The organism is Sphingobacterium sp. MYb388, assembly GCF_037479535.1.
Taxonomy (GTDB): Bacteria; Bacteroidota; Bacteroidia; order Sphingobacteriales; family Sphingobacteriaceae; genus Sphingobacterium; species Sphingobacterium anhuiense.
In genome coordinates this window covers 443,017-469,730 of sequence record NZ_JBBGYV010000001.1, presented here as the reverse complement: position 1 = coordinate 469,730, position 26,714 = coordinate 443,017, and the positions used below count along the sequence as shown (strand labels likewise).

Genomic DNA, 26,714 nt, shown 5'->3' with positions numbered 1-26,714 from the left:
AAATTTCAAAATATGAAAAAGTATTTATTGCTTTTGTTTACTGTCCTATCATTTGCAAACGTGATGGCGCAAAAGAACACAGATGTTTCCTTTCAATTACAGGGAATAGTCAACATACCAACTTATGATTCTACCAACCGAATGATTTATTTGACTTATCAAAGTAAAGGACAGGCAGTATTAGACAGTACAGTTATTAAAAACAACAAATTTCATTTTAAAAGTACTGCCGATGTAGATGTTCGTGCCACATTACAATTTACAAAGCCCAATACCTCACCCAATGCTTTAGCAGATCCTAATTCCTTATACTTATATCTTTCACAAAGCATCGTAAATATTAATGCAAAAGGCTACCTAAGAAAGGCAATAATTACAGGTTCAACCACCAACGATGATTATATGGTTTTCAAAAAACCTTATCTAAAGATAGACACTGCTTTAAGATTATTAGGATGGGAGAAGAGAAGAGTAAAACCAGAAGATACGAATCAAAGTAAAATTGTTGATGCAAAAATTGACAGTGTAAAAAACAGCAAGCTTGCAAAGCTTTCAGAGTTTTTATCAACACATATTACCAAACCATATGCGGCTGAAGCGTTGCAGATGTATGTAAGCACTGATGGTTCTGCTTTTGACCTCGATAAAGCACAGCTATTTTTCGATCAGCTACCTAAGAAACAAAAAATAGCTGTATTAGGTAAGGATATTACAGCCAGCTTAATAAAACTAAAACAAAAAATCGTAACCATCAATATTTTAAAGAATGTTGATTTTTTTGATGGCTATGCCCAAACTGTTACCAATTCTGTTCCTAGAGGTGTAACCCGCATCACTAATTCCGAATACCTATACCAGTTAAATCCGAGCGAAATAAAGCAAATTGGCAATAACCTTAAGATTAAAGTTACAATTAAAGCGGGCTGCGATAATTACGATAGAATTGGCCGAGTGACTTTAGTTGTTATGCCAAAAGGTGAGAAATTTGACAAGGAAAAGGGTGAACGGTTTGAAATACTACGTATTATGACACCGTTCATGTACCGAAGTCGTCATCCAGACCATATACCTTACGAAGCTCAAATAGATCAGATGATCAGTACGATAAAACAAACCGATAAAGAAATGTATCTCGTAACAGAAGTATTTGGAACTACCGGAGCAGGCCAAAGAGAAGTAATCGGATGCGATGGTTCATTATTAACGTTCAACGTATCTGTTGATTTAATAAGCGACAAAAAAACAACCTTATCTTCGGAAAAAGCAATTTCCCTGTTAAGCTACTACAGTTTAGATGGAAAGGACAAAACAGCTGGAAAAAATAGTAAAGAGGTAGAATTTGAATTACCTGAAGACACCAAGACGACTGTTCTTTATCTTATTTCATCTGGTCATGGTGCAGCTGAAGGTGGAGAAGAATACAATTGGAGACAGCACATTATTGATTTGGATGCTAAAGAATATATACGTATAGATATGAACCAGGACTGTACACCTTACGAAATCTATAATACGCAACCAAATGGTATATATTTCGGAAACATCAGTAAAGAACGTCGTTCTTGGTGCCCAGGAGGACCAGTTCCTACTCGTGTTATCAATTTAGGACCACTAAAAAAAGGCAAGCATAGCATAAAGATAGCTATACCAGATGCCGAATTTGAGAAAACAGAAAGTAAATATTTAGTATCTGCTTATTTGATAACCCAATAATATCAATAATAAGCAATACTGCTATACAAAGTCTGTCTCTCAAGATAAGAGACAGACTTTGTACTTAAATAGTAATATTACTTCCGCACTTTCAACAGCTTCTACCTGTTTAAATTCTCATTATAATTATAAAAAATTATTCTACCGCTTTCTATCTCTTAGCAGTAATATATGTGACAATAGTGCTATAGGAACAATAATTGTTGGCAGTAATGCATAAGGAAAACAAAGAACGGCAACATTGGGCTGATCAAAACTAAATTGCTGTATCGGTACCGGGGAGGAAAATATCCCTATAAGGACAATGGAAATCAGCGAAACAATACCAGCATAATTCCACAGTGCAAATATCCAATTATTCAAGATAGATTTCCTGAATAAGGAAATAACCAGAAACACAACACTGAATATCCCTATTATAATATCAAAATTAAAACCTTTAAAAGTCATAATCTGAGGAATTAATTTTTCGAGATATAACTGATAAAGATAATACTCAATGACGATCCTAAGCGACTGAATTATCAATAATAACGTGACGTTTACCCGAGCGCTCTTCACTTTCCGATATATAGCAACATTCAACAAAATGCTACCGATTAAAGCCATTATAAATAATGGTGGATAAGCCCTAAAAATACCTAAAAAAGACAGGCCACCAATGATCGTTGTCAAGATCCCATTCAGGATCAACATCGGCCTATTTCGCCCAATTGCAAAATAAAAAATAACAATGAAAAGAAACGCCAGTCCTAAAAAAAGAAAACCGAACATATTTTATGATAATTTCTATATTTTAAATTATTACTATAAATTTAGTGATACCTTTTTAATAATTCTACTGCTTCAGAATAACGAAATTAAATAAATCTAAAAAAAACTTATCAAATACTGCTTAAGACATTCAATAATGAATAAAAAATGCATGTTTTTGATTAAATAGTACATTCTTCTAAAAATATCACGTGTTAAATTTGTTACTGGAATTTCTTGCCCTTAGGGAGCAAGTTGTAATCTTTGTACATAAATCATACTGATATGATCACCAAGTTTTGCAATTATCACACGCAATACTGAGATCTAAAAGTAAAGTAAAAATCTTTACTATACATTACACTAGTAATACCATCTTCAACATATAAAGCATCATTACCGTAAGTGTTGTTGAAGCTACATATGAAAAATAAATCTCCTGCTTTTGTTTGAAATTCTTCTCTTCAATACTTGACAGAATCTTAGGTTCATTAAAAGTTCCATATCTAATCCTAAGAAATAGGACGTAAACTATAGCCAATAGGAAAAACGTTCCGAATATAAATACTAATAGAACTGGAAAATTTGGCGCTCCTTTATAATTCCTTCCAAAGGTATCCACAAAAAAATCATAGATCTGCGCATGGTGTTCTAAATCAGAAAATATCCAGAATAATAGAGGTGCTGTAATACTATGAAGTAAAATAAAAAAGAACCAATCAGATTTATCAAATTTTTGTCTTTCAAAAACTGGATGCGCTATCTTATTATTCTTATTTAAAGCTCCGAGGTTAGAAATTTGTTTTGAGGCAATTGGATAACACATAAAACTGATTATACCACTTAATATCCAGAGTAAAAATTGTCCAGAACTCGATTTAGAATCAAAATAGGTATTACCAATATATACCGCTGCAATCCAGATCATTAAAAAGATAAAAACAGATGGAATTGCTATCAATAACAATTTACCGATTTGGAGCTTGTTTTTTGTAGGATCCATGTTAATTAATTCCTTTATGTAGTCCGCTTAATATGTACTTAACAATAATAACCAAATTCAACAGTTCTCTTTTTATTTAATTTAAATTCGCCCTTCCTATCTGATATCCGTAGTACTTTCATTAAAACTGTTAACATTTTCCAACTTGCATTACAATCCGACTTTTTTCCAACCTCCATCTAATCTTTGTGCATCATCTACCATCCACTCATCATCATTTCGAACCAAGATAAAACGATACTGAAAATCAATATGGTCTTTGGTAAAAAGATAGATCTTATTTTTTGTTGACTGCTCACTATCCACAATCTTGTGCGTCGAATACGTATGGTTAAGTCCGTTGGAATAATATAAACCATCTGGTCGATAACCTTTACGAGTTTTATAAGTACAATGTTCCTGAAAAAGTAACTTACATCTTAAACTTGTTTCATTCGTAAAACCATGTATAGCGGCATATTTCTCCCATTCAGTCATCGCATTAAAAAATAGCAGTAGTTTTTGGGAAGCATCAGTAATATCTTGTGAATTAACCGATTTCTTTTTCTTGGCTAAGGTTCTTTGTTCTTGCTCAAACTGCTCTAGTTGCTCCTTACTAAATAGATCATTCGCAACAATCTCAATCTTTGGATTACCTGCAATTGACATTAAACCTTCAAATGTAACAGCTGTAGCATCAATTCTCAATATACTAAGTTTAGGCAACTGCGCAACAATCTTCAACGTTTCATCATTTAATTGGGTATGACAGGCCCAAACACAGTTCAACTTTTTATGTCCAATGAAATATTCAAAGCCTTGCCCAGATACATTCGCCTGCGTAATAAACAAGTAATTTAAATTTGGCAGTTCCGCTAAATATTCAAGCGAGCGATCTGTTATACGGGTATTTTCAAGCGTAACATTGACCAATTTGCTAAGTTTAGAAATTTCCAAAATATCGTCATCCTGAACAGGACAATTTATAAAGGAAATTCCTAAAAGTCCTTTAGACTGTGTGATCTGCTTAATATCATCTTTCGAAAGTATTCGATTTTTAAATTCGGCACTACCTTTTAATTTACTTAAATTCTCCATATCGAATCCAGGTTTTTGGACCTAATAAACTACTTAAAATAACCCTACCGCCATGTCGTTGCAATACTTTTTTTAACATCTTGATTTGGGAGTTCTCATTTTCACATCATATTATAGCTTAACAGCCTTCGTTGCAATAAAAGTGGGGAGATACTGATCTATTAAGAATCGTGGTCGAGGCTGCGAATCTTCTATAAAATCAGCAATCATAAATCCCGCTCGCAATTGTCCACCGATAAGATCCGCTAAAGTATGACCAAAAACCAGTGCTTCCTGTCTCTCAATCTTTCTCTCAATATCGTTAGCATCCAAATCTTTCAGATCTGCATATGGCAACTTGAATTTGGGCCTAATTATACCGTCGGTAATTTCCTGGGGATTTCTATCCCCAATAAATACAACTGGATTAAAAAAACTAGCCAGTAAAAATCCACCTTTTTTTAGCACACGATAAGTCTCCTTCCATACTGGATTTACATCTTCGACGTAATGATTTGATATCGGATGAAAGACAATATCAAATGAGTGATCATCAAATATTCTCAGATCTTTCATATTTCCCTGAATCGTTTCCAGAGAAAGTCCATCTCGCTGTGCAACGATTGAATCTTGTCTCAGCTGTTCTTCTGAAAGATCAAAAACGACAACCTTGGCACCTGCTGCTGCCAATATGGGAGCCTGCTGACCGCCAGCTGAAGCAAGACAAAGTATCTTTTTATCCTTAATATCACCTAACCATTGTTTTGGTAAAGGCTCTGGGGTAAGATGTACATCCCATACGCCTTGTTTAGCAGCATTAATTAAAGCTGAGCTTACCGGCTGAGACCATTCATTTTGATCCAATGCCTGTTTATTCCAGGCTGATTCGTTATGGCTTAAAAAATCTATTTCCCTATTTGTCATAAAGTTTAATCGTTAAATCCCCTAAAATAGCATCAGCATACTATACAATTCTTCTTTTTATATTATTTACAGAAGCTTAATGAAACAATATATGTACAAAAAAGGCATCCGATGGATGCCTTTTTTAACACTTCTAATTTTCTACTAAATTTTGGCAAAAATCTTCTTTCCCCCTGTCATAAGCAAAACTGCAGCCAAACCGGCAAGTGCACCATAAGCTATTTGCTTTAATAATGAAGGAACCTGAGGTAAAAAATGATGCAAATAATCAATATTATGCTCAAAAATACCACCAGAGACTAAAATCAATGCAATTGTTCCAACTACTGCCAAGACTTTGATAACAACAGGTAAGGAATTAACCAATAAGTGTCCTAGCTTAGAAACAGCACCCTCATCATTAGATCTCTTGATCAGCTTATACCCTGCATCGTCCATACGTACAATCAATGCGACAATTCCATAAACACCAACAGTCGCAAATAAAGCAACTACCGCTACTGTTAAAATCTGAATGGTCAGACTCTCATTTAATACAGTTCCCAAAGCAATAATCACAATCTCTACAGATAAAATAAAATCCGTGGTAATCGCTGATTTCACTTTTATTTTCTCAGTTTCACTATTATTTTCTTCACTTTCCACAACCACTTCATGGCCTGTTTTCTGGCGATGAAAAAGGTACTCTATAATTTTTTCAACCCCTTCGTAGGCTAAATAGATACCTCCGATGATTAAAATAAACTTGATGGCAATAGGAAAGAAAACATTCAATAACAGTGCAATCGGAACAATTATAATTTTATTAATAAATGAACCTTTTGTTATAGCCCATAGCACAGGAATTTCACGAGAAGATAGAAATCCTGTGGCTTTCTCAGCATTTACAGCCAAATCGTCGCCTAGAATTCCTGCGGTTTTACTTGCTGCTATCTTACTAGTAACCGCAACATCATCCATTAAAGCAGCAATATCATCCAATATTGCAAATATACCTGAAGCCATATGTATTAAATATTTAGTACGGCAAAATATAAAATGATTTTATATTTCCCATTTTTTATTTTAAAATAAAAAGACATCTGGTATTACTAGATCTAATAATTTATTAATTGCTTTTTTTTCACCAATTTACAGCATTATTTATCATGCCTTCATATCATGAACGATAGAAACATAAAAAATAAAATTCTCAATTTTGCGAAAAGAGATGATCGGGTGCGCGCAGTTTTATTGAATGGTTCGCGTGCAAATCCTAAAATTAAGCCCGATCAATACCAAGATTTTGATCTATTATTTATTGTCACCGATATCGAATCTTTTATTGCTGACAAAGATTGGACCTCTTTTATTGGTAAAGTCTTGATACAGCAACTTCCCGATCAGATGTTGTTAGGAAATGATCCTGATGTAGATCGGATAACTTTTGCTTACTTAATGATTTTTGAAGATGAAAATCGAGTCGATCTAACTTTATTCCCTATCGATAAGTTCCACTCACATTTCAAAAGTGATAGTTTAACGGAAGTTTGGGTAGATAAAGATTTACTTTTTACTAAGATCGCTCCTGCTAATGATCATGATTATCATATCGCTAAACCTACTGAAAGAATGTTCATAGAGACATGCAATGAGTTTTGGCGGGTCTGCACATATGTTGCTAAAGGACTTGCCCGCCGGGAAATTCTATATGCCAAAGATACGATGGAAAGAGTAATCCGTCCTATGTTCATGAATCTAATAGCTTGGCATATCGGGGTTGAAAAAAAATTTCAGGTTGCATTTGGTAAATCGGGAAGATTTGCAGAAAAACACCTTGATCCGAAATTGTACCAAAGCATATTGCAAACATATGCGGATACGTCTATTGATAATAATTGGCTAGCACTAGTACAGATGATGACTCTTTTTAAAGATCTGCAAAAAGACCTAGCACTACATTTTGAATATAGAATCAATGTAGATGAAGCTAATAACAGTTACAACTACATTTTGAAGATAAGAAATTCGCAATAGTACCTTTTAGAAAATAATCGCACTATGCCATTTTAAAGAATAGGGTCATTAACTTTGTAACAAAAGCCCCAAAAGTATTTACCTTCTGGAGCTCTCTTTATATTGATGTAAGTCTCTTTTATCTTAATCAGCCAGATATCCGAACTTACCTGTTTGAAAATCTTCAAATGCCTGATTGATTTCTGCTCTAGTATTCATTACGAATGGTCCGTGACTTACAATAGGCTCTAAAATAGGCTCACCGCTCATAATCAATACTACCGCATGATCTAACGCCTGAACATTAAATTCCTCTCCTTCATTGCCAAACAGAACAAAATGGTCTGTAGGAGCATGATCTTTACCATTTATTAGCACATTTCCTTCAATGACAATCATGGCAGTATTATAATGTGCCGGAAAAGAAAAGGATGCTTTTCCTCCAGCTTCCAATTTTGCATTCATAACATGCATGGGTGTAAAAGTTGACGCAGGCCCTTTATTTCCCTGATACTCTCCTGCAATCACTTCAATCTCTCCTTGATCAAGTTTCACTTTAGTTTGCTCGTTATTTGCAATAGCTTGATATTTTGGTGTACTCATCTTATCTTTTGCAGGTAAATTGACCCACAACTGTACCATCTGAAAGTCTCCTCCGGTTTTACTCCATTCTGTTTCATGAAATTCCTTATGCAATATACCAGATGCAGCAGTCATCCATTGAACATCACCTTCTTTAATAACTCCGCCGCCACCAGAACTATCTCCGTGCTCTACACGACCTTTATAGGCAATGGTTACGGTTTCAAATCCACGATGTGGATGTACTCCCACTCCTTTTGGAATTTCACTTGGTGGAAAATGGTAAGTTGAGTTATAATCCAGCATAATAAATGGACTCATCCTACTAGCGGAAGCAATACTTGGTATTAAATTATGTACTCGAAATCCATCTCCAACAAAGTGAGCTGCTTGCGGTTTTGCAATAATTTCTACATTTTTCATATTCTTTTCCTTTTGTATACCACAAAGTTAGCGGAAGAAAGCCTCAAATTAATTGATGTAGGATAAGAAAAATCTAGGCTTAATTTTGTACACTTTATATTGATTTTAATTGGATGACATTAAAGACCAAGTTAAAAACACTATTAAAACGGTAAAAAACACCATACACAACCCTGACAATAATCTAATTTTGTTTTAAAATTAGATCATGATTCAGATTGCCATTTTTAGTGATATACACGGAAACCTTCCTGCACTGAATGCAGTACTAGCAGATATTCAATCAAAAAACATTTATTATAAATATTGCTTAGGTGATCTTGTGGACTTTGCTCCCTGGGGTAATGAAGTGATTGAACTGATCAAAAATGAAAAAATCCCCTGCTTAATGGGGAATCACGATGAACGTATAGCATTCGATCTACCCATCGTCCCATTAGAAAAACATGATGCTGAAGAAACTGCGAACCGTATAGTTGCCATTAAACACAGTCAGGAAACTATCACACAAGAAAATAAATTATTCTTGGGGCAGCTTCCTTACTTAATGCAGTTGGACTTTAAGGTGAAACATAAGCACTGGAAAGTTCAATTGATTCATGGAAGTCTAGAAAGCAATGAAGCATATCTTTATGCATCAGAACCCAACAGTACTTTTGAAGATATCTTCTTTAAAACACAAGCTGACATAGTCGTTATGGGTCATACGCATCTCCCTTTCATCAAGGATATAGGCAAAAAATGGGCAATCAACACAGGTTCCGTAGGAAGATCAAAAAAGATGTGCAAAGATGCAACTTACCTTTTAGTCGAACTTCATGAAGACCGAATACATGTCGAAATCATACAGGTTCCATTTGATATTATTGCGGTGGCTCATGAAATAAAAGCTAGTGATATACCTGATTTTTATGCGGACTTTCTACTCTCTGAATAAACAGCCGTTAAACAAGAAAAGATGTATCTCTCTTTTCTTCAACATTTAATAGTTTAATTCTTAATCTCTGACAACTCAAAATGAACGGGCTGTACTGGGTAATCCTGACTGTCTGTTTTTACTTTACTGATCTTTAGAATGACATCCAGTCCTTCATATATTTCTCCAAAGACGGTAAAATCATGATCTAAACGGGGCTGTCCTCCAATTTTTAAATATGTTGCTCTTTGCTCAGGAGTATATTTTATTTTTTTCTTCACTTCCAGATCATCAAGCTCTTTTGCTATTATTTTTTTTCCTACGACAAAATAGATCTGATTAAGGAAAGAGGCCTTCTCCGCATTTCCATCCCTTCCTGCCCCCAATGCTCCAACTTTATGAAATGCTCTTGGATCAAACTCAGCCGCTAGACGAGGTTTTTCTCTGGCCGGATCCGCAGATTCACGCTTCTCAATATCAATATCATGCTCTCCCCCCTGCACTACAAAATCTGAAATAATACGATTGAATAAAGCGTCTTTGTACACCTGAGTCTTGATTGCATTTAAAATTAAATCCCGATGAGCTGGTGTATAGTCATATAAGACAACTTTAATATTGCCATACGCTGTCTTAAAGAGCAACTGGTGCGTCTGACTTTTGACAACCGTTGCAAAAAATAAACATAAAAGAGAAAGGATGATATTTTTCATATGCTAAAATTTAAATGAAGGTAATTCATTTTTTAATAAATAGTAAAGCAGAAGTTATAATTGTTCAAAAAAACATGAATAGGTATGATAATTTGAACCTACCCCCCTATCCTTTCAAGGCAGGAAAATTAACTGGTCTTTCTATTTTCGAACGAATACATCACTAGTCTATTCCAGCTACAACTTTTCTCAGATAAACGATGATCAATAAAAGAGTTGGAGATTTTTTTATAACAAATAGAAAAGGTTTTAAAAATTTATTTTATTATAAGGAAGAATTTGGTCATTGCTGTATACATAAAATTTGAAGCAAAGCAAAGGGAGACAATTGGATCCGTCTTAAAAATTTCATATCTAAGACAAAGCCTCGGTGACTTTGTCTTAGATATGATAATAATGATAATCTTGATTGTTTATTTAATGGTATACAAATTAGTTTATATACCGATGAAAAGAGAGCTCAAACTATCAATTTTTATCAATCTTGCTTACTACTAAATGCAAGAGTATTGAACAGCAACTTTAGAATGCGCAGCATCTCCACCAAAGGGAGGATTCATTTTTTTTATAGAAACATCTATTGTTTTTGCAAATGAAAAATGATCATGTATAGCCTTTAGTATTTCATGAGCAGCAGATTCTAATAACTTCCTTTTGGGTTTCATGACCCGATGGATGATCTGATACAAAATCTCATAATTCACGGTCTTATCTAAATTCTCGTGGTCATCAATACCTGCATCAAACTTTACGGAAACGTTTACCAGAAATTCATTACCTAATAGTTGCTCTTCTACATAAAATCCAATCGGAGCAAATACGCGAACATCTTCCAAAAAAACGGTTTGTACTATCTTCATCCTACAAACCTATATTTTTATTCTGAATAAAACAGAATATGAGTTCAATTTCCTGTCACATAGAAAGTCCAATTATGCAGACTATCATCCAAGAGGGTATACATATTTTAGAATGGCGAATTTCTAAAACTCATATCCACTCACAAACGTCCCCCTTGTAAACTTACATTTTTCTTAACAAACCTGAATGCGCGATGACATATGAGAGTTTATTCTCTTATTGAGACAGAAAAATTTAATGAACAGACACAACCTCTACTTCAAAAATTAGTGTAGCATTTCCGCTAATTTCTTTCGAAACACTTAATTCTCCATATCCGAGCGAAGATGGTATATACAAACGCCATTTACTGCCTTCTTTCATGAGCTGCAGTGCTTCTGTCCATCCAGCTATCACTTCATTCACTGGAAAAGATACAGGTTTCTTCTTCTTGGCGGTTGAGTCAAAAACAGTTCCATTGATAAGGCGTCCTTCATAAAAACATTTTACACTATCGGTTAGTTTAGGAATCTTACCATTGCCCTCTTCTATTACCTCATACTGCAAACCAGAAGGCAGGCTGACCACAGTATCACGCAATGCATTTTCTTTAAGAAATGCTTCACCTTCTACCAAATTTTTTTTTGCCTCTAAGCGTAACTTTTTTAAATATCCTGTCGCGTTAGCCATATTTTTTTTTTCAAACATAGATAATTTTGTTTTATCTATAATAATAACTGCATCTCATGCGAAACAAAATTATCGATCTCCCCTCTGTTGTAAGGAATTATTTTACTTAGGAAAGATATCAATCTCTACCTCATCATTCAATTTCCAGTCGAAAACAACTGAAATAGGCCAATGGTCGGACAAAGGTTCGCCATACTGATCGACAAACTTTTCTTTCTCTACTTCATAAACTTTTGGAATTAACGTCAGCTTATCATTACTTCTGAACATGACTTTATCGATCGATTCTGATTCATTATTAATATCCATAATATCAACACATAAAAACAAGGGGTCAATAATTGGAATCACGTGATCACGTTGCAAGGTGATCCAGCAATCTTCCAGCTTTGTCTTATCCATAAACTCCACCAAGTTGTCTTCAGAGAATGAGAAGTGAGAATTAAAATCACCGGCAACTATGATTGCCTTTCCTACCGAAAACTTATTGATGTAAGTAGCCAACTGCAGATAATTAGCCCGTCTAGCCTTTGCTGCACGCGGATGATCCTGAGAGTTAGCATGAATATTATAAAAATCAACCTCAACACCTAAGCCTAAATGCACAGTACAATGACTAAAGCCTTTTGGTGTTAAACGATCTGATCCCGTCCTATTCTGCCATTCAATTCGCTTAAAATTGGTTATCGGATATCGGGACAAACTATCCAGGCCATCCCCAAAAATAGCTAAACCCATACTGATGGTACGGTAAGGGTGAGAATTACCACCTTGGTATAAGTAGGTATTGTAATTAAAATCTTCTTGAATATGCACAATGTCAAAGTCATTACATAGCATACCTATAGTCGCGATACTAGTAGATCGATTTGTTTTGGCTGCAGAAATAACTTGGGGTAAACCTGCAATATTATAAGTTATAATAGAAAAATTGCCCGATCTATCATCGGACAATTCATATTCTTGTTCATGTATAAAAACACGGACTTTCCTTCGTATCAAAGATTTCCATAACTCATGTAGATATTGAAAAAACATATATGCTTACAACTAGTCTATTTTCAATGACAAATATAGAATGCCCATATTAAATTACAATAACCCTACGATTAAACTTCATTAAATCATTTTTGTTTACAGCATCTGGTCAATAGCATCCCATAATTTAATCCGCTTTTGTAGAGCAATTTTTGAAACCTGTTCCACTTGCTTCCACTTTACAGGATCAGCCTCACAAAGCTCCATAATCATCTTCATTGCCAGGGGACCATGTTCATCTGCATCTAATTCAATATGTCTTTCAAAATAATAAAGCAGCTTTTCCAAATTTGAATTTGGAAAATTTAGCTGGATCTCTTTTAAAATAGAAGAAAACATATCCGGTATCAAATCTTCTCTTCCGAAAGTAAACGCAGCTGCGATTTCATGAGCTGTTCCATTTGCAATAACATCAAAAGTAAATATTAAAAATTCTTTTATGTTCGGGTGCAAAGTACTTTCGGCAATAACTTTTAAAATATCACCACCTTCATAAACATCTTTTAGAAAATTATTAACTTCACTACTGTCCCCCCTCAGTGTATCTAAAGCATCCAGATACATTTCAAAATGGCTCAATCTACGACCGTCTATATATTCATCGGATTCCTCGGCAACAACAATTTCATTAATTAAATATCTGGTATTCGGAAATTTTGAAGGATACCATGGCGTTGTTGTACAGGTTAATTTCTGCTGTAATGCTTTCAATAACGACATAAAATCCCACACAGCATATATATGCCCTTGCATAAACACTTGAAGATCTTCAATAGTTTTTATTTTATAATAAAGGGGGTGTGCAAGTAATTGATTTCGCTCGGCTGCAATGAAGGCATTAACATTATTGATGTATTCCATATCTTATGATTTGAAAGCAAAAATAGGTTCTCAAAATGAAAACTCTTCTGTTTTAAAAAAAATTGACGTCTTATTTACATATAACCACCTATACTTGTTTAAGCCTAGCTAAAAAATAGAAAAGCTTGAAGTGGGGAACCTCAAGCTTATCGTTAGCCATATATTAACCTATTTTATGAAAAGTATTTGTAATTAAAACGACTGACTTATTAAATTATTGTGCTTCGTTTTATTTTTTTTTATAATTATTATCAAAATTAATATTTGCTAATAACTGCTATCCTCCCTAAATATACCATTATTAGAGTTGATGTATATATAACGATAGCATGGATGTTTTTATTATGGCTCAAAAAAAATAATGCAAATTCCAGTGAATATTAAACTTCTAAGGTATATTTATTGTTGTACAAGAGTGATTCAATTAAAACACAATCGATATGGCAGATTTCAATTTAGAAGACTTTGTAAATATTTTAAACAATAAAGAGGTTTTTCAGTACTTGATTGATAAGAAAGTAATCAAGGAAAAAAAGTTTTTAGAGACATATGAATACGAGAAGGAATTACATGAGCTGCAAATTGAGCTAACGGCGATTCAAAATAAAGTCATAGCAGACAATAAACGTGTTTTGGTTATTTTTGAAGGTAGAGATGCTGCTGGTAAAGGTGGTGCTATAGAAAGATTGGTAGAATATTTAAATCCTAAAAAATTAAGGGTAGTCAGCCTCCCTAAACCAACTGCAGAAGAATCAACTCAATGGTATTTTCAACGCTATTTCAAACAGCTGCCCAATGCAGGGGAAATTGTGTTCTTTGACAGAAGCTGGTATAACCGGGCTGTTGTTGAACCAGTTTTTGGTTTCTGTACTCCAGAACAACACACGCTATTTTTAAAACAAGTTAATGAAGTAGAAGAACTTTTAATACAGGATGGAGTTATCGTCATTAAATTCTTTTTAAGTATATCTAAAGAAGAGCAGGCGAAGCGACTGGAAGAAAGAAGAACAGACGTTTTAAAACAATGGAAAATTGGCCCTCTTGACCAACAGGCGCAAGAAAAATGGAGTGATTATACCAGTTATATCAAGACATTATTTAAAACTACCGGCACCAAATTATCACCGTGGATAGAAATTGAAACGGATAATAAGAAAAAAGCCCGTCTTGAAGCGTTCAAAATCATCATTAATCAGATTGCAAATCAAAAGAGAGAAAAAACAGAAGATTTTGTTAAAATCCATAATTAAATTCGAAATCGGAAAAGAGTGCGTTATTTCGTCTCTTTTCCGCTAATTGAACCTTCTACTCCTATTACTTTAATTACTTTATCACCCAGTCTTGTTATATCCGACTTAAGCCCAACCATAACAGTCATAATATTGATTGGAGTGTCCTGTATTTTATTAAATGAATGTAAATAACCGATTTCCAAACCCAGGAAAAAACCATTAAATCGATAATCAGCACCAACCCCGAGTTTGCCTGAAAAAGAGAATTTTTTCTGATTTTCAATTTTAGCGATACTGTTGACAGCATCGACCTTCACTCTTGGTTCTGTCAAGAATCCAACACCAGGACCTGCATAAGCATAGGCATTTAATTTCTTTAGCTGTTTACGAATCCCCCCAGCTAGGGAGAACATGTAAAAATTAGCATTAGCATCCTCTATCTTATAAGGATACTGATTGTCCTGAATCTTTTGCTTGTAATCAAACGATAATGTATATAAAGCTGGATATAGATAATACTTTGGATTTTTCAATGAAATATCCAAACCTAAACTTCCTGAAAACTTTGGAGACAGAACATCTTTTGTCTTACCTAACGGAAAGCCCATTCCTGTTCCACCAAAATAATACACTTTGCGGTAATGAAGTGTATCTACACCCGACTGGGCAAAAACAGAGCAACACAAGAACAAACAAAATACAGTTGTTAAAATACTCTTCATAAAAAACGAATCTATTATTGTATTACAATAATAGACTCTAAAAGTTTTATATATGATCAATTATATTAAAAATAATTTTTTGACTGTGGTCCCTGACTAAACAATAAATCCACAATGCTCAAATCTGAATAAAATCCATTTTTCTCCTCAAACACTTGGTAATAAGGTTTCGGGTTTAATAAGAGACTTTCTTTCTTGGGATGGATACGGTCTCTAAAATCCAGCGCATCGGGAACCGACCTAAAATATTCATCTGTAAAAGACAATTCACGCTTTAATTTTAATGATTTTAACAAGAGCTCAAGCTGCGCAATATTGAAGTCAAATAGAAAATCAAACTTCTTATTGTAAAACTGAGCGAAATCATCCTCATAATATTCAAAATAAGCAGAATTGCGATATGCGGCTTGAAGACTCAACCAATGTAATCGTTGCCAGTCAAACTCATAGGAAATGCGCTTTTCCGACATCGGTGAACGTTCCTTTTTACTATGCTGTATGGGTACAATCAATTCCTGTATACCATTTGCAGTTGCAATACGTGTTCTAGAACGATAAGTTTGCTTTTGGAAATTATCATACTTCTCAATCAATACAGGTAACGCATTTTGTTGGATACAATGAAAATAAGAAACCGGAGGTAAGTAGCAAGTCGTTAATAATAAATGAGTTGACATAAAAAATCGTTGTATTTTACTTTATCTACTGCAAAAATAACTTAAATTAGGGATATTTGCAGGTAAGATTTACAATAGTTATCACGTTTACATGAAACAAAAAGCATTAGCAGCACTTCTATACCTTTTCGCTTTGATGCCATTTTGGTTCATTTATATGATATCCGATGTGTTATACTATGTATTCTATTATATAATAAGATATCGCAAAAACGTCGTATTTAATAATCTTAGAAATTCATTTCCTGAAAAAGATGAAGAAGATATTATTAATATAGCGAAGAAATTTTACCGTTTTTTTCCTGACATGATTCTTGAATGTCTAAAGTTCAAGAGTATAAGTCGCGCTGAAGTAAAAAAAAGAATCACACTAATTGATGATCATGAATTAACTAAGCACTTGGACCAAAATAGAACAGTTATTGCCGTCACTGCACATTATGCCAATTGGGAATATGGTATTCACCGTTTAGGTGCCATTACAGAAGCTCCGACCCTCATTGTATACAAACCGCTAAATAATAAAACCATAGACAGTGTTTACAATCAGGTCCGTTCTCGATTCGGCGCTATTATGGTCCCAATGAAACAAATCGTTAGGCATCTAGCTAAATTAAGAGGAAAACCAAGTGTCAGCGTTTTTGTAGCAGATCAAGCTCCTTTACATTCGGATGCTGACTATTTTCTACAGTTCTTAAATCAGGAAACGCTTGTTTATACCGGTGTTGAACGAATTTCTAAAATGACCAATGGTCCTATAGTTTTTTGCCATATCGGAAGAAAAGAGAAAAGAGGATATTATTTTTGTAAATTTACAACATTAATTGAAGACCCATCTTCTTACTCCGACAAGGAAATAACCCATATCCATAATGCTTTTACGGAAAAAATAATCCGCGAAGAGCCACAATATTGGCTTTGGACACATAGAAGATGGAAAAGAAAACGTAGAAAATGAAAAATTACCCTAAAGTAGCTGTTGTTATTTTAAATTGGAACGGGAGATTTTTCTTGGAAAAATTTTTACCTTCCGTATATAATAGCAGTTACCCAAATATAGAATTCGTAATTGGAGACAATGCCTCTACAGATGATTCTTTATCATTTGTACGCGCTTCATACCCAAAAATTACCATCTTAGAAAATACGGAAAACTATGGTTTTGCAGGTGGTTATAACCATATTCTATCACGTGTGGAAGCAGATTATTTTGTGTTGCTTAATTCTGACGTGGAAGTTACACCAAACTGGATAGAACCTGTCATCGAAATGCTTGAACGAGACACTCACCTTGTGGCCGCACAACCTAAAATACTAGCCTTTCACAATAAAGCAAAATTTGAGCATGCCGGTGCTGCGGGTGGATACCTCGATCGCTATGGATTTCCATTCTGCTGTGGACGCATTATGGATAAAGTCGAATATGATTTGGGACAATATGATGATGAAAAAGAAATTTTTTGGGCATCGGGAGCCTCACTGTTTATAAAAAGCTGGGCTTGGAAAGAAGCACAGGGACTGGATGAAGATTTTTTTGCTCATATGGAAGAAATAGACCTTTGTTGGCGCTTAAAAAGAATGGGATACCGAATTGGTTATTGTCCAGACTCGACGGTATATCACGTGGGTGGCGGAACATTAAATGCCAGTAATCCACAAAAGACTTATTTAAACTTCCGGAACAATCTGTTTATGCTGCAAAAAAATCTTCCTATAGGGCAGCTATTTACAGTTATATTCATCCGCTTCTGGTTTGATTTTGCTGCCTTATTGAAATTTGCTTTTGATAGAAAATTTAAAGATGCCTGGGCTGTTAGCCGAGCACATCAAGCTTTCTTCCTGAATATTTTCAAAAACGCTAAAAAAAGAAAAAATCATATTAAAACCGAAAATAAGACTGGTCAATATAAAAAATCAATAATCAATGATTTCTATCTGGATAAGAAACAAAAATTTTCTGACCTAGATCAAGAGAGCTTTTTTTAAAGGCTTTACTAAGAGTAAGTAAAAACGCATAAAAATGCAGCTCTTATCAATAGCTGCATTTTTCATTAATTTCTGTTTGCAAATAGACTAAACGTACTTTTTATTTGTAAATTCGCAACATGTCATCCATGGATATTGAACAAAAAATAACTTCACTAACGCAAGAGCTCAACCATTATAATTATCAATATTATGTGTTGGCTCAAAGCCTTATTTCAGATTATGATTTTGATCTGAAAATGAAAGAATTGGAAGCCTTAGAAGCACAATACCCTGAATTCGCAGATCCCAACTCGCCTACACAACGTGTTGGTGGTGATGTAACGACAAAATTTGAGACCGTTAGACATCGCTGGCCAATGTTATCATTAGGAAATACCTATAATCAAGATGACCTTCGTGATTTTGATCAACGGGTACGTAAAATAATCGGCGATAATTTTGAATACATCTGTGAATTAAAATTTGATGGACTATCCATCAGCCTTACTTACCTGAATGGTAAACTGGTAAAAGCGGTAACACGCGGAGATGGAACACAGGGCGATGTGGTAACCAATAATGTCAAAACAATAAGAAGCATCCCTATTCATCTAAAAAAGGGAAATTATCCTGAAGAATTTGAAATAAGAGGTGAAATCTTTATGCATAAAAATGCTTTTTTACGCCTGAATTCTGAAAGAGAAGAGAATGAAGAACAAACTTATGCTAACCCACGTAATTTTGCCGCAGGAACGATCAAATTGCAGGACTCGGCTGAAGTAGCCAAAAGACCATTAGATTGTTTCTTGTACTTTTTATACTGTGAAAACAGAAACAAATTATTCCATAATCATTGGGAAAGTCTAGAAGCTGTCAAAGAATGGGGATTTCACGTTTGTGAACACACTCAAAAATGCCAGACGCTAGATGATGTTTTCTCCTTCATCGATTACTGGGATGATAAAAGACATGACCTGAGTTATGAAATCGACGGTATTGTCATTAAAGTAAATGATTATGGCGCACAAGAGGAACTGGGATTTACAGCAAAGAATCCACGTTGGGCTATTTCTTATAAATTCAAGGCTGAACGTGTTGAAACCCAACTCGAATCCATCAGTTACCAAGTCGGACGTACTGGAGCAGTTACTCCTGTTGCCAATTTAAAACCTGTTAGTTTAGCAGGCACAACTGTAAAACGAGCTTCTTTACACAATGCGAATGAAATAGCAAGACTTGATCTTCATAAGGGAGATACTGTTTTCGTAGAAAAAGGTGGTGAAATCATTCCGAAAATACTTGCAGTTAATGTAGATAAAAGATTGTCATCTGCCAAACCTTATGCATATCCGACACATTGCCCTGAATGCAATACCGAACTGATTCGTCAGGAAGGCGAAGCCGTTCATTTTTGTCCAAATGAAGATGGATGCCCGCCTCAGATTATAGGAAAAATGCAACACTTCATTGGCCGTAAAATGATGGATATAGAAGGATTAGGCGATGAAACTATAGAAACTTTCTATAGGAAAGGGATTCTTAAGAATGTTGTTAATATCTATGGATTAAAAGATCATCAGGACCAATTACAGCAATTGGAGCGTTTTGGACAAAAATCTATCGACAATATGTTGAAGGGAATTGAAAAGTCCAAAGAAAAGCCATTCGAAAAATTACTCTTTGCATTAGGGATTCGACATGTTGGCGAAACAATTGCTAAAAAACTAGCACAACATTTCAAAACAATCGATGCGATTAAGGCTGCTTCTGTTGAAGAAATAGCTACTGTGCAAGATATCGGAATCCGTATTGCGGAAAGTATACATGAATACTTACATGTACCGGCCCACGAAGAGTTAATAGCAAAACTAAAATCTTACGGTTTACAGTTTGAAATTGAAGAGAAAGAAGTAATTTTGGACAGTAATGCATTAACTGGCCAAACATTTCTGATATCGGGTGTATTTACAAATCATTCGAGAGAGGAATTAACTGCACTTATTGAAAGTAATGGGGGTAAAATGGTTTCCAGTATTTCAGCAAAATTAAGCTACCTGGTAGCGGGAGATAAAATGGGGCCTTCAAAATTAGCAAAAGCAGAAAAACTAAACATCAAGATGATCACTGAAGATGAATTATTAGCTTTGATCGCAGATACAACAAGTATATAAATTAAATATTAATCTTTACAAACAACACAATGAACGAGCTTCATGGAGCTGGTGTAGCATTAGTTACACCTTTCAACGCAGATGGAACAGTTGATTTTGATTCTTTAGCACAGCTAATTGACTATCAAATTGACTCAGGTATGAATTATTTAGTCTCTTTAGGTACTACTGGTGAAGTAGCAACATTAACGAAAGACGAACGAAAGCGTATCTGGGATTTCACTGTCAAACAGGTGAATGCTCGCGTACCATTGATTGCGGGTATCGGAGGAAATAATACGGCAGAGATTGTAGAGCAGATCAAAAATTTTGATCCTACAGGATTCTGTGCTATACTATCCGTATCTCCTTATTATAATAAACCAGTACAGGAAGGAATATATCAGCACTATAAAGCAATAGCTGAGGCTTCTCCCTTACCTATTATTTTATATAATGTACCAGGACGTACAGGAAGCAACATGACTCCTGCCACGACAATACGCTTAGCAAAAGATTTTAAGAATATCGTTGCAACAAAAGAAGCTTCTGGCAACTTTGCTCAGTTTAACGAGATCTTAAGAGATAAACCAGCTGATTTCTTACTGATTTCGGGTGATGATCCTGCAACCTTACCTATGATGGCTTTAGGTGCAGTGGGAATCATTTCTGTTGTTGGAAATGCATATCCAGCTCAAGTTTCAAAATTAGCTGCATTATGTACTGCAGGTAGTTTTACTGAAGCTAGAACAATCCACAATGCGTTGCTTGAAATAACAGATCTTTGTTTTGTTGAAGGAAATCCTTGTGGGGTTAAATATATCCTACAAGAAAAGGGTATCGGTCAAGATTATGTACGCCTACCTTTAATACCGGTATCAGCAAACATTCAGACTGCTATTAAAGCAGAAATGCAAAAACTAAAATAAAATACCATACTATAATCATTGTATATTTAAAATCTATTAATTATCTTTGCACTTCCGTAAGTACGGAGAAAAATTAATAAACATAATTATTTAACAAAATGCAACAGTACGAATCTGTAATCGTTCTTACCCCGTTGCTTTCTGAAGATGCTGCGAAAGAAGTAATCGCAAAATTCAAAAACATCTTAGCAGAAGGCGGAGCCGAAATTGTCGCTGAAGACAATTGGGGTTTGAAAAAATTAGCGTATCCAATCCAGAAAAAAACAACTGGGTTTTATCACTTAACTGAATTCAAGGCTCCAGGAGAATTAATCAATAAATTAGAGGTTGAATACAAACGTGATGAGCGTGTAATGCGTTTCTTAACTATTGCTTTAGACAAACATGCTAAAGCTTATAGCGAGAAAAAACGTAGCGGTGCATTCAACAAAAAAGCGGAAACTAAAACTGAGGAGGGATCAAACTAATGGCTAACGAAAATATCCAATACGTAACTGCCCCTAAAGTAGAGGACAATCGTAAAAAGTATTGCCGTTTCAAAAAGAATGGTATCAAATACATCGATTATAAAGATGCTAACTTCTTGATGAAATTTGTGAATGATCAAGGTAAAATTTTACCTCGTCGTTTAACTGGTACGTCATTGAAATTCCAACGTAAAGTAGCTCAAGCGGTTAAACGTGCTCGTCACATCGGCTTGTTACCTTACTTAGCTGATTCATTAAAATAAGGAGGACTAGAGAACATGGAAGTTATTTTAAAACAAGATATCAAAGGCTTAGGTGAGCAAAATGATATCGTAAATGTAAAGCCAGGTTACGGTCGTAATTATTTAATCCCTCAAGGATTTGCTATTCAAGCGACTGTATCAGCAAAGAAAGTTTTAGCTGAAAACATTAAACAAGCTCAGTTCAAACAAGATAAAATTAAGAAAGACGCTACTGAATTAGCTACTAAGTTGGAAACTATTAAGTTATCAATCGGTGCTAAAGCTGGTGAAACTGGTAAAATCTTCGGTAAAGTAAACAGCATTCAAATTGCTGATGCTTTGAAAGCTAAAGGTTTTGATGTTGACCGTCGTCGTATTACTTTCGAAGTAGAACCTAAAGAAATTGGTGAATACTTAGCAAACTTAAACTTACACAAAGAAGTGAAAGTTCAAGTTCCTTTCGAAGTAATTGCTGAGTAATTCTTATTCAGTTTAACATATAGAAAAGGAGATAATTTCGATTATCTCCTTTTTTTATGACGTATATCGCGCTTATATTGAAGCAGTCTGTCTATCTAGTGGAATAAAAGAGGGTAATCATAAATAATATGATTACCTTCTTTTATATTATGAATATTCCCTAGATGAGTTTTCCGTATTTCAGTTCAATATGAAATTGCTATGTTATTTTATAATACCGCTCTTTTTTCATTCATCCTTATGATGAAATCTATATAAAAGGATTTCAATAAAATGAGTTCATGCACAAAGCTCAGCTATAAAATTCATAATATCGGGATTACAATTTTAACATAAGACCTACTGCTCCACCACCAAACAATGAATTTCTGTTTTTATCTCGTCCCCAAACCTTCCATAAGGTTTTCCCAACCTGTGTAACTGCATCATCTTCTTTACTCACGTAATTAAAGCTGGGGGCTACAAATACGGATAGTTTTTTATTTAGACGTAGCTCCGGAATCAATCTAAAACTAGAATGGTTATTGGATAATAATTTAAACTTATCTGTAAACTGATTTCGGCTGGATATCTCAGCTCGTAGCATAAATCTGCTGCCGTGTAAAAAAATCGCTCCTAAACCTGCTTCAAAAGCATAACGGGCAGTGTTATCATCTTTCAATGATACATGCGCTCCTAAAATGCTGTAAAGAACACGACCACCAGATCGGAATTGCACACCTAAATATGCATCTTGATCAATAGCAACAGAAATACTCTTCTCACCATTTTTAATTAAATTTAATAAGCCAATTGGATAGTCGCTGCTATCTGCAATATTAACTAACCCAGCAAGCTGAATACCTTTTACTTTATTGCCAATGTTGGCTATACCTGCAACTTGATTGCTGACAGTACCTTTACTTTGATTAAATCCACCTGCTAGTTGTGTCGCTCCTGTCCCTTCTTTCATCATATTGCCAATTCCAGAAATTTGAACTCCTTTCACCGTATCGGCCTTATTTAGTCCTCCCGTTAACTGCACCCCTTTGACATCACCAAATACTTGATTCGATATTCCTGCTACCTGCACACCATTTACATCACCTCCCACGACATTGAACCCTCCTACTAACTGTACTCCTTCCATGTCATATTGATTGAGATTAAAAACTCCACCAATTTCTAAACCTTTTACCCCCGCAGTAGAACCTCCTAGGATATTTATTGAAAATTTATTAACAATCTGTGAGCGGATAAAACCATGTGAACTTAATCCCGGAGTCATCGATATCTGATATGGACTATATAGGAAAAGTCCGCCAAGGTTCATATTTTGAATACTTTGCGCCGGTGATAAAAATACTCGTCCAAAAAAAGATCGATAAAAACCATTGTCTTGCTCATATCCGGTAAAGTAACCATACTTTCTTTTTTTATTGCCAACTTCTGTATCGATGGGAAAAATCACTAAAACACTTGTATCACGAAACATTGCTTTACTTACATTAACAGCAATCAAACTAATTTTTTTCTTAACATCAAGTTCGAAATAACCATTTTTATCGGTTAAAGTAGAAAGTAGTGCATCGCGATCAAAAATACTAGCGTCAGAAATAGGTTTGTTGGTTCGAATATTTTTGATATAGCCCGTGATAACAACTTTATTTTTATCCTGCGACTGCACTTCAACGTCTACTGCCATACGTTGTGGCGTATATTGTATAATAATATGCTTGCCAATTTCCTTAAAACTATATTCCTTTCCTAACGTATGATCCAAAAAACCATATAGTGATCCCTTATATGCCGATACTTGAATCACACTATCCGTCTGCAGTATATTGCTATTAAAAGAAAACAAAGTACCATGCTTTTCATTCAGCACCTGAAAAATTTGACCTACTGTCATATTCGAATAAGCAGGTATTTGAATCTGGGTCGCTAACTGTTGCTGTGCATCCGCTTTTGAAAAGCTAAACAAAACTAAAAATATGAATAGGTAACTAAACTTTTTTAAAAGTGGAATCTTAGTGATATGATTGATAAATTTTACCAAAAACATGATTATCTAGTTATATGAATAATTGAATCTTTAATAATAACCTTACATTTAAATGTGTCCGATATGACCTGTAAAATTTGATTTAGACTATTTTGTTGAAATGTCGCCGTTAACAAAAGCTTTTTATCTGCTTCGAGATCAATAACAATTTTTTGATCATACGCCTTAATTAATAGTTCTACGACACGCTCTAACTTGGTATTTTCAAAGACAAACTCACGATCTACATAGTATTTATAAAACAAGTCTGGCATCTTTTTGACTGATACTTTAGTGGTATCATTATCTTGGATCGTAATCATTTCTTTAGGATGCAAGTAAACCTCCTTATTGCTGTATGAAACTTTGACCAAACCTGTTGCTACAATTACTTCGGTAGCTCCTTCATAACGACGCACATTAAAACTCGTGCCCAAAACAGTAATTTGGCTCTTACCTGATTTAATCACAAAAGGATGTTCTTTGTCTTTAAACACATCAAAAAACACCTCTCCTTTCTCTAATTTTACGTTTCTCTGTTTACTCATCCATGTTCGGGAATAAACAATTTCTGAGTTCTTATTGAGTGTAACTCGAGAACCATCTGGCAGTGAATCTGAGAGTACAGCGGTAGCACTAAAAAGATTTTTTTCTTGCTTATAACTATTATTAAATAAATAAAACCCTAATGAACAGATGACCAGCACTCCAGCCGCTGCCCACCAGTTCCATTTTATCGTTACTGTTTTATTCTCAGCAACTTCTATTACTCCAGCAACTCTATTTTCTTTAGCGAATTTAAAATTTTCCCAAGCTCGATCGACATCTACCTCTGGTGCTTCAAGTGGTTTAGGTAAACGGTCCCACATATCTTTTATTTTTAAATATTCAGTTCTATTCCTAATATCTTGCTCCAACCAGTTTTTGATTCTAATATTTTCTTCTTCATTGGTTTCTCCAATGATGTATTTTTCTAGCAATTCCTTATTCATAATATATAAATGATATAAAAAATAATTACAGTTAAATAATCCATCAGCTCAAGACGTAAGTGTCGCAACGCTTTGGTCATATGTCCTTCAACAGTTTTAATGGAAAGATCCAATGTCTGAGCAATATCTTTATATTTCATCTCTTGAAAACGGCTCAGCTCAAAAACAGTACGACTCTTTTCAGGTAGCTTAGCTAGTGCTACTTGTAGTTTTTGATCAAGATCTTTTGCACTTTGATCGACAGCAGGAACAAATTCTTGCCTACTTTGCTGATAAGATTGATATTTCATCTTTCTCTGCTCTTTTTTTAAGAAATTCATACTTTCATTATAGACAGCACGATATAAGTAAGCTTTTAAAGATGTATGTACTTCTTCCTCCCAATTTTTCTCCCATAGACGCAAGAATACTTGCTGTACGATCTCTTCAGCGCTCTCACTATCTCTCAAATAACGAAATGCAGAACGGTGCAATTCCTTATAGTACAAACGAAACAGTTGCTCAAATTTCTTTTCTTTATTTTCTGACATTGATTGAATTTTCCGGATTCATGAAACAATCTACTTTTATTTATGACAACTGAACTGGCCTATACCCTTACGCTAATTTCATTTCTTTTTATTGATTCAAATTTAAAATATATAAAACGATAATAATTTAATTTTTTTCAAGGGTATTGTGATGGTATGTTGTCATAAAGGAAAGATGAATGAATAATTAATCAATACACATACAAATACAAATACGTTTAGAAAAATGAAAACAACATTAAAAACTGCCCTTATGGGATTGACATTATTAGGATTGTCCACCGCAGCAAAAGCACAAGAAGTTACTTATGGACTTCAAGTTGGAAGCAATTATAACATGACATCTTTTGGTAACAAATCCGTCAAAGATAATAATGGAAAAGTGGGTGTTTCTGTCGCTGGGTTTGCCCGTATTGGAAATGAATTATTCTTTCAACCGGGTTTAGGAGTGAGCTTGTTACGTAAAGAATATACTTTTGACAAGAATGAGAAAACGCCAAAATTCTATCAGATAAATTTACCGCTTCAGATAGGATATAAGTTAATCAATGATGGCGATTTTAATTTACGTGCTATGTTGGGACCACAATTGAATTATGACATTAAAACCGTTAAATCAACAGCAACTACTGATTATAAAAAGTTTTCTTTTGATGGTCGAATTGGATTAGGCCTTGATATTAGCAAATTGACATTAGATGCTTATTACAGTCATGGATTTAGCAGTATTGATAAAACTCTTGATGCTAAAAACAGAACGGTAGGCATCATGGTGGGCTACAAATTTTAATTAAA

The 26,714-nt window shown here is 34.6% G+C and carries 28 protein-coding genes; 12 read left to right on the top strand and 16 right to left on the bottom strand.

The features are described 5' to 3' along the window. Positions 1-12 precede the first annotated feature (12 nt). Positions 13-1,713, top strand: coding sequence for a peptide-N-glycosidase F-related protein (locus WH188_RS02080; RefSeq protein WP_132773710.1), 1,701 nt, complete (start codon positions 13-15; stop codon positions 1,711-1,713). Positions 1,714-1,854: 141 nt separating this feature from the next. On the opposite strand, the gene WH188_RS02075 is transcribed toward WH188_RS02080, so the two are convergent. The 5 genes from WH188_RS02075 to WH188_RS02055 all read right to left on the bottom strand — a co-directional run bounded on the left by WH188_RS02075 (position 1,855) and on the right by WH188_RS02055 (position 6,454). Further along, the gene (locus WH188_RS02075) at positions 1,855-2,487 is read right to left on the bottom strand and encodes a hypothetical protein (protein ID WP_021190514.1); all 633 of its coding nucleotides are present in this window, start codon (positions 2,485-2,487) and stop codon (positions 1,855-1,857) included. A 337-nt stretch (positions 2,488-2,824) separates the two neighbouring features. Next, positions 2,825-3,469 carry a hypothetical protein gene (locus WH188_RS02070; protein WP_132773712.1) on the bottom strand — a complete coding sequence of 215 codons (645 nt, stop codon included), beginning with the start codon at positions 3,467-3,469 and terminating at the stop codon, positions 2,825-2,827. Positions 3,470-3,619: 150 nt separating this feature from the next. Beyond that, complete coding sequence (locus WH188_RS02065; RefSeq protein ID WP_021190517.1) at positions 3,620-4,546, bottom strand: NTF2 fold immunity protein; 927 nt, start codon at positions 4,544-4,546, stop codon at positions 3,620-3,622. A gap of 111 nt (positions 4,547-4,657) precedes the next feature. Beyond that, positions 4,658-5,449, bottom strand: a complete 792-nt coding sequence (locus WH188_RS02060; RefSeq protein WP_168125828.1) for a class I SAM-dependent methyltransferase — start codon at positions 5,447-5,449, stop codon at positions 4,658-4,660. Positions 5,450-5,593: 144 nt separating this feature from the next. After that, complete coding sequence (locus WH188_RS02055; RefSeq protein WP_168125827.1) at positions 5,594-6,454, bottom strand: DUF808 domain-containing protein; 861 nt, start codon at positions 6,452-6,454, stop codon at positions 5,594-5,596. 156 nt (positions 6,455-6,610) lie between these two features. Here WH188_RS02055 and WH188_RS02050 point away from each other — a divergent pair, with 156 nt between their 5' ends. Next, positions 6,611-7,465: an aminoglycoside 6-adenylyltransferase gene (locus WH188_RS02050; RefSeq protein WP_206368134.1), complete on the top strand. Its 855-nt coding sequence runs from the start codon at positions 6,611-6,613 to the stop codon at positions 7,463-7,465. A 123-nt stretch (positions 7,466-7,588) separates the two neighbouring features. On the opposite strand, the gene WH188_RS02045 is transcribed toward WH188_RS02050, so the two are convergent. Then, a complete protein-coding gene (locus WH188_RS02045; RefSeq protein WP_339423198.1) occupies positions 7,589-8,449 on the bottom strand; it encodes a pirin family protein in 861 nt (286 codons plus the stop codon). A 208-nt stretch (positions 8,450-8,657) separates the two neighbouring features. Between WH188_RS02045 and WH188_RS02040 the strand changes: the two genes are divergently transcribed. Beyond that, the gene (locus WH188_RS02040) at positions 8,658-9,386 is read left to right on the top strand and encodes a metallophosphoesterase family protein (RefSeq protein ID WP_168125825.1); all 729 of its coding nucleotides are present in this window, start codon (positions 8,658-8,660) and stop codon (positions 9,384-9,386) included. Positions 9,387-9,439: 53 nt separating this feature from the next. Here the strand turns inward: WH188_RS02040 and WH188_RS02035 are convergent, their stop codons facing one another. From WH188_RS02035 to WH188_RS02015, 5 genes are all read right to left on the bottom strand, one after another. Further along, positions 9,440-10,078: a peptidylprolyl isomerase gene (locus WH188_RS02035; protein ID WP_168125824.1), complete on the bottom strand. Its 639-nt coding sequence runs from the start codon at positions 10,076-10,078 to the stop codon at positions 9,440-9,442. A gap of 494 nt (positions 10,079-10,572) precedes the next feature. Next, on the bottom strand, positions 10,573-10,938 hold the full coding sequence (gene folB / locus WH188_RS02030) for a dihydroneopterin aldolase (RefSeq protein ID WP_021191479.1): 366 nt from the start codon (positions 10,936-10,938) through the stop codon (positions 10,573-10,575). A gap of 235 nt (positions 10,939-11,173) precedes the next feature. Next, positions 11,174-11,608: an FKBP-type peptidyl-prolyl cis-trans isomerase gene (locus WH188_RS02025; protein WP_168125823.1), complete on the bottom strand. Its 435-nt coding sequence runs from the start codon at positions 11,606-11,608 to the stop codon at positions 11,174-11,176. A 102-nt stretch (positions 11,609-11,710) separates the two neighbouring features. Beyond that, positions 11,711-12,646, bottom strand: coding sequence for an endonuclease (locus tag WH188_RS02020; RefSeq protein WP_132773728.1), 936 nt, complete (start codon positions 12,644-12,646; stop codon positions 11,711-11,713). 96 nt (positions 12,647-12,742) lie between these two features. Continuing rightward, on the bottom strand, positions 12,743-13,507 hold the full coding sequence (locus WH188_RS02015; RefSeq protein WP_339423197.1) for a DUF3050 domain-containing protein: 765 nt from the start codon (positions 13,505-13,507) through the stop codon (positions 12,743-12,745). 440 nt (positions 13,508-13,947) lie between these two features. Between WH188_RS02015 and ppk2 the strand changes: the two genes are divergently transcribed. After that, positions 13,948-14,757, top strand: coding sequence for a polyphosphate kinase 2 (gene ppk2 / locus WH188_RS02010; RefSeq protein ID WP_339423196.1), 810 nt, complete (start codon positions 13,948-13,950; stop codon positions 14,755-14,757). 23 nt (positions 14,758-14,780) lie between these two features. On the opposite strand, the gene WH188_RS02005 is transcribed toward ppk2, so the two are convergent. Both WH188_RS02005 and WH188_RS02000 read right to left on the bottom strand, forming a co-directional pair. Next, entirely contained in the window at positions 14,781-15,461 is a 681-nt protein-coding gene (locus WH188_RS02005; RefSeq protein WP_031289216.1) for an outer membrane beta-barrel protein, read from the bottom strand. Positions 15,462-15,526: 65 nt separating this feature from the next. Continuing rightward, complete coding sequence (locus WH188_RS02000) at positions 15,527-16,138, bottom strand: WbqC family protein (RefSeq protein WP_021191485.1); 612 nt, start codon at positions 16,136-16,138, stop codon at positions 15,527-15,529. Positions 16,139-16,229: 91 nt separating this feature from the next. Here WH188_RS02000 and WH188_RS01995 point away from each other — a divergent pair, with 91 nt between their 5' ends. The 7 genes from WH188_RS01995 to rplI all read left to right on the top strand — a co-directional run bounded on the left by WH188_RS01995 (position 16,230) and on the right by rplI (position 22,374). Continuing rightward, positions 16,230-17,096, top strand: a complete 867-nt coding sequence (locus WH188_RS01995; RefSeq protein WP_339423194.1) for a lysophospholipid acyltransferase family protein — start codon at positions 16,230-16,232, stop codon at positions 17,094-17,096. After that, a complete protein-coding gene (locus tag WH188_RS01990; RefSeq protein ID WP_339423193.1) occupies positions 17,093-18,124 on the top strand; it encodes a glycosyltransferase family 2 protein in 1,032 nt (343 codons plus the stop codon). The genes WH188_RS01995 and WH188_RS01990 overlap by 4 nt, the downstream gene beginning before the upstream one ends. A 119-nt stretch (positions 18,125-18,243) precedes the next feature. Then, positions 18,244-20,277 (top strand): NAD-dependent DNA ligase LigA, encoded by a 2,034-nt coding sequence (gene ligA / locus WH188_RS01985; RefSeq protein ID WP_339423192.1) that lies wholly within the window; start codon positions 18,244-18,246, stop codon positions 20,275-20,277. Positions 20,278-20,306: 29 nt separating this feature from the next. Next, the gene (gene dapA / locus WH188_RS01980) at positions 20,307-21,185 is read left to right on the top strand and encodes a 4-hydroxy-tetrahydrodipicolinate synthase (protein WP_132773740.1); all 879 of its coding nucleotides are present in this window, start codon (positions 20,307-20,309) and stop codon (positions 21,183-21,185) included. Positions 21,186-21,283: 98 nt separating this feature from the next. Continuing rightward, complete coding sequence (rpsF, locus tag WH188_RS01975) at positions 21,284-21,652, top strand: 30S ribosomal protein S6 (protein WP_021191489.1); 369 nt, start codon at positions 21,284-21,286, stop codon at positions 21,650-21,652. Next, complete coding sequence (gene rpsR, locus WH188_RS01970; RefSeq protein WP_021191490.1) at positions 21,652-21,915, top strand: 30S ribosomal protein S18; 264 nt, start codon at positions 21,652-21,654, stop codon at positions 21,913-21,915. Before rpsF ends, rpsR begins: the two co-directional genes overlap by 1 nt. A 15-nt stretch (positions 21,916-21,930) precedes the next feature. Next, positions 21,931-22,374, top strand: a complete 444-nt coding sequence (gene rplI, locus WH188_RS01965) for a 50S ribosomal protein L9 (protein ID WP_021191491.1) — start codon at positions 21,931-21,933, stop codon at positions 22,372-22,374. A 319-nt stretch (positions 22,375-22,693) separates the two neighbouring features. Here the strand turns inward: rplI and WH188_RS01960 are convergent, their stop codons facing one another. The 3 genes from WH188_RS01960 to WH188_RS01950 are packed head-to-tail and all read right to left on the bottom strand — an operon-like array spanning position 22,694 to position 25,919. Further along, on the bottom strand, positions 22,694-24,418 hold the full coding sequence (locus WH188_RS01960) for a hypothetical protein (protein WP_339423191.1): 1,725 nt from the start codon (positions 24,416-24,418) through the stop codon (positions 22,694-22,696). A 2-nt stretch (positions 24,419-24,420) separates the two neighbouring features. Continuing rightward, on the bottom strand, positions 24,421-25,389 hold the full coding sequence (locus WH188_RS01955; RefSeq protein WP_339423190.1) for a FecR family protein: 969 nt from the start codon (positions 25,387-25,389) through the stop codon (positions 24,421-24,423). Then, the gene (locus WH188_RS01950; RefSeq protein WP_208699271.1) at positions 25,386-25,919 is read right to left on the bottom strand and encodes an RNA polymerase sigma-70 factor; all 534 of its coding nucleotides are present in this window, start codon (positions 25,917-25,919) and stop codon (positions 25,386-25,388) included. The genes WH188_RS01955 and WH188_RS01950 overlap by 4 nt, the downstream gene beginning before the upstream one ends. 226 nt (positions 25,920-26,145) lie before the next feature. Between WH188_RS01950 and WH188_RS01945 the strand changes: the two genes are divergently transcribed. Further along, the gene (locus WH188_RS01945) at positions 26,146-26,709 is read left to right on the top strand and encodes a porin family protein (protein ID WP_339423189.1); all 564 of its coding nucleotides are present in this window, start codon (positions 26,146-26,148) and stop codon (positions 26,707-26,709) included. Positions 26,710-26,714: the final 5 nt, after the last annotated feature.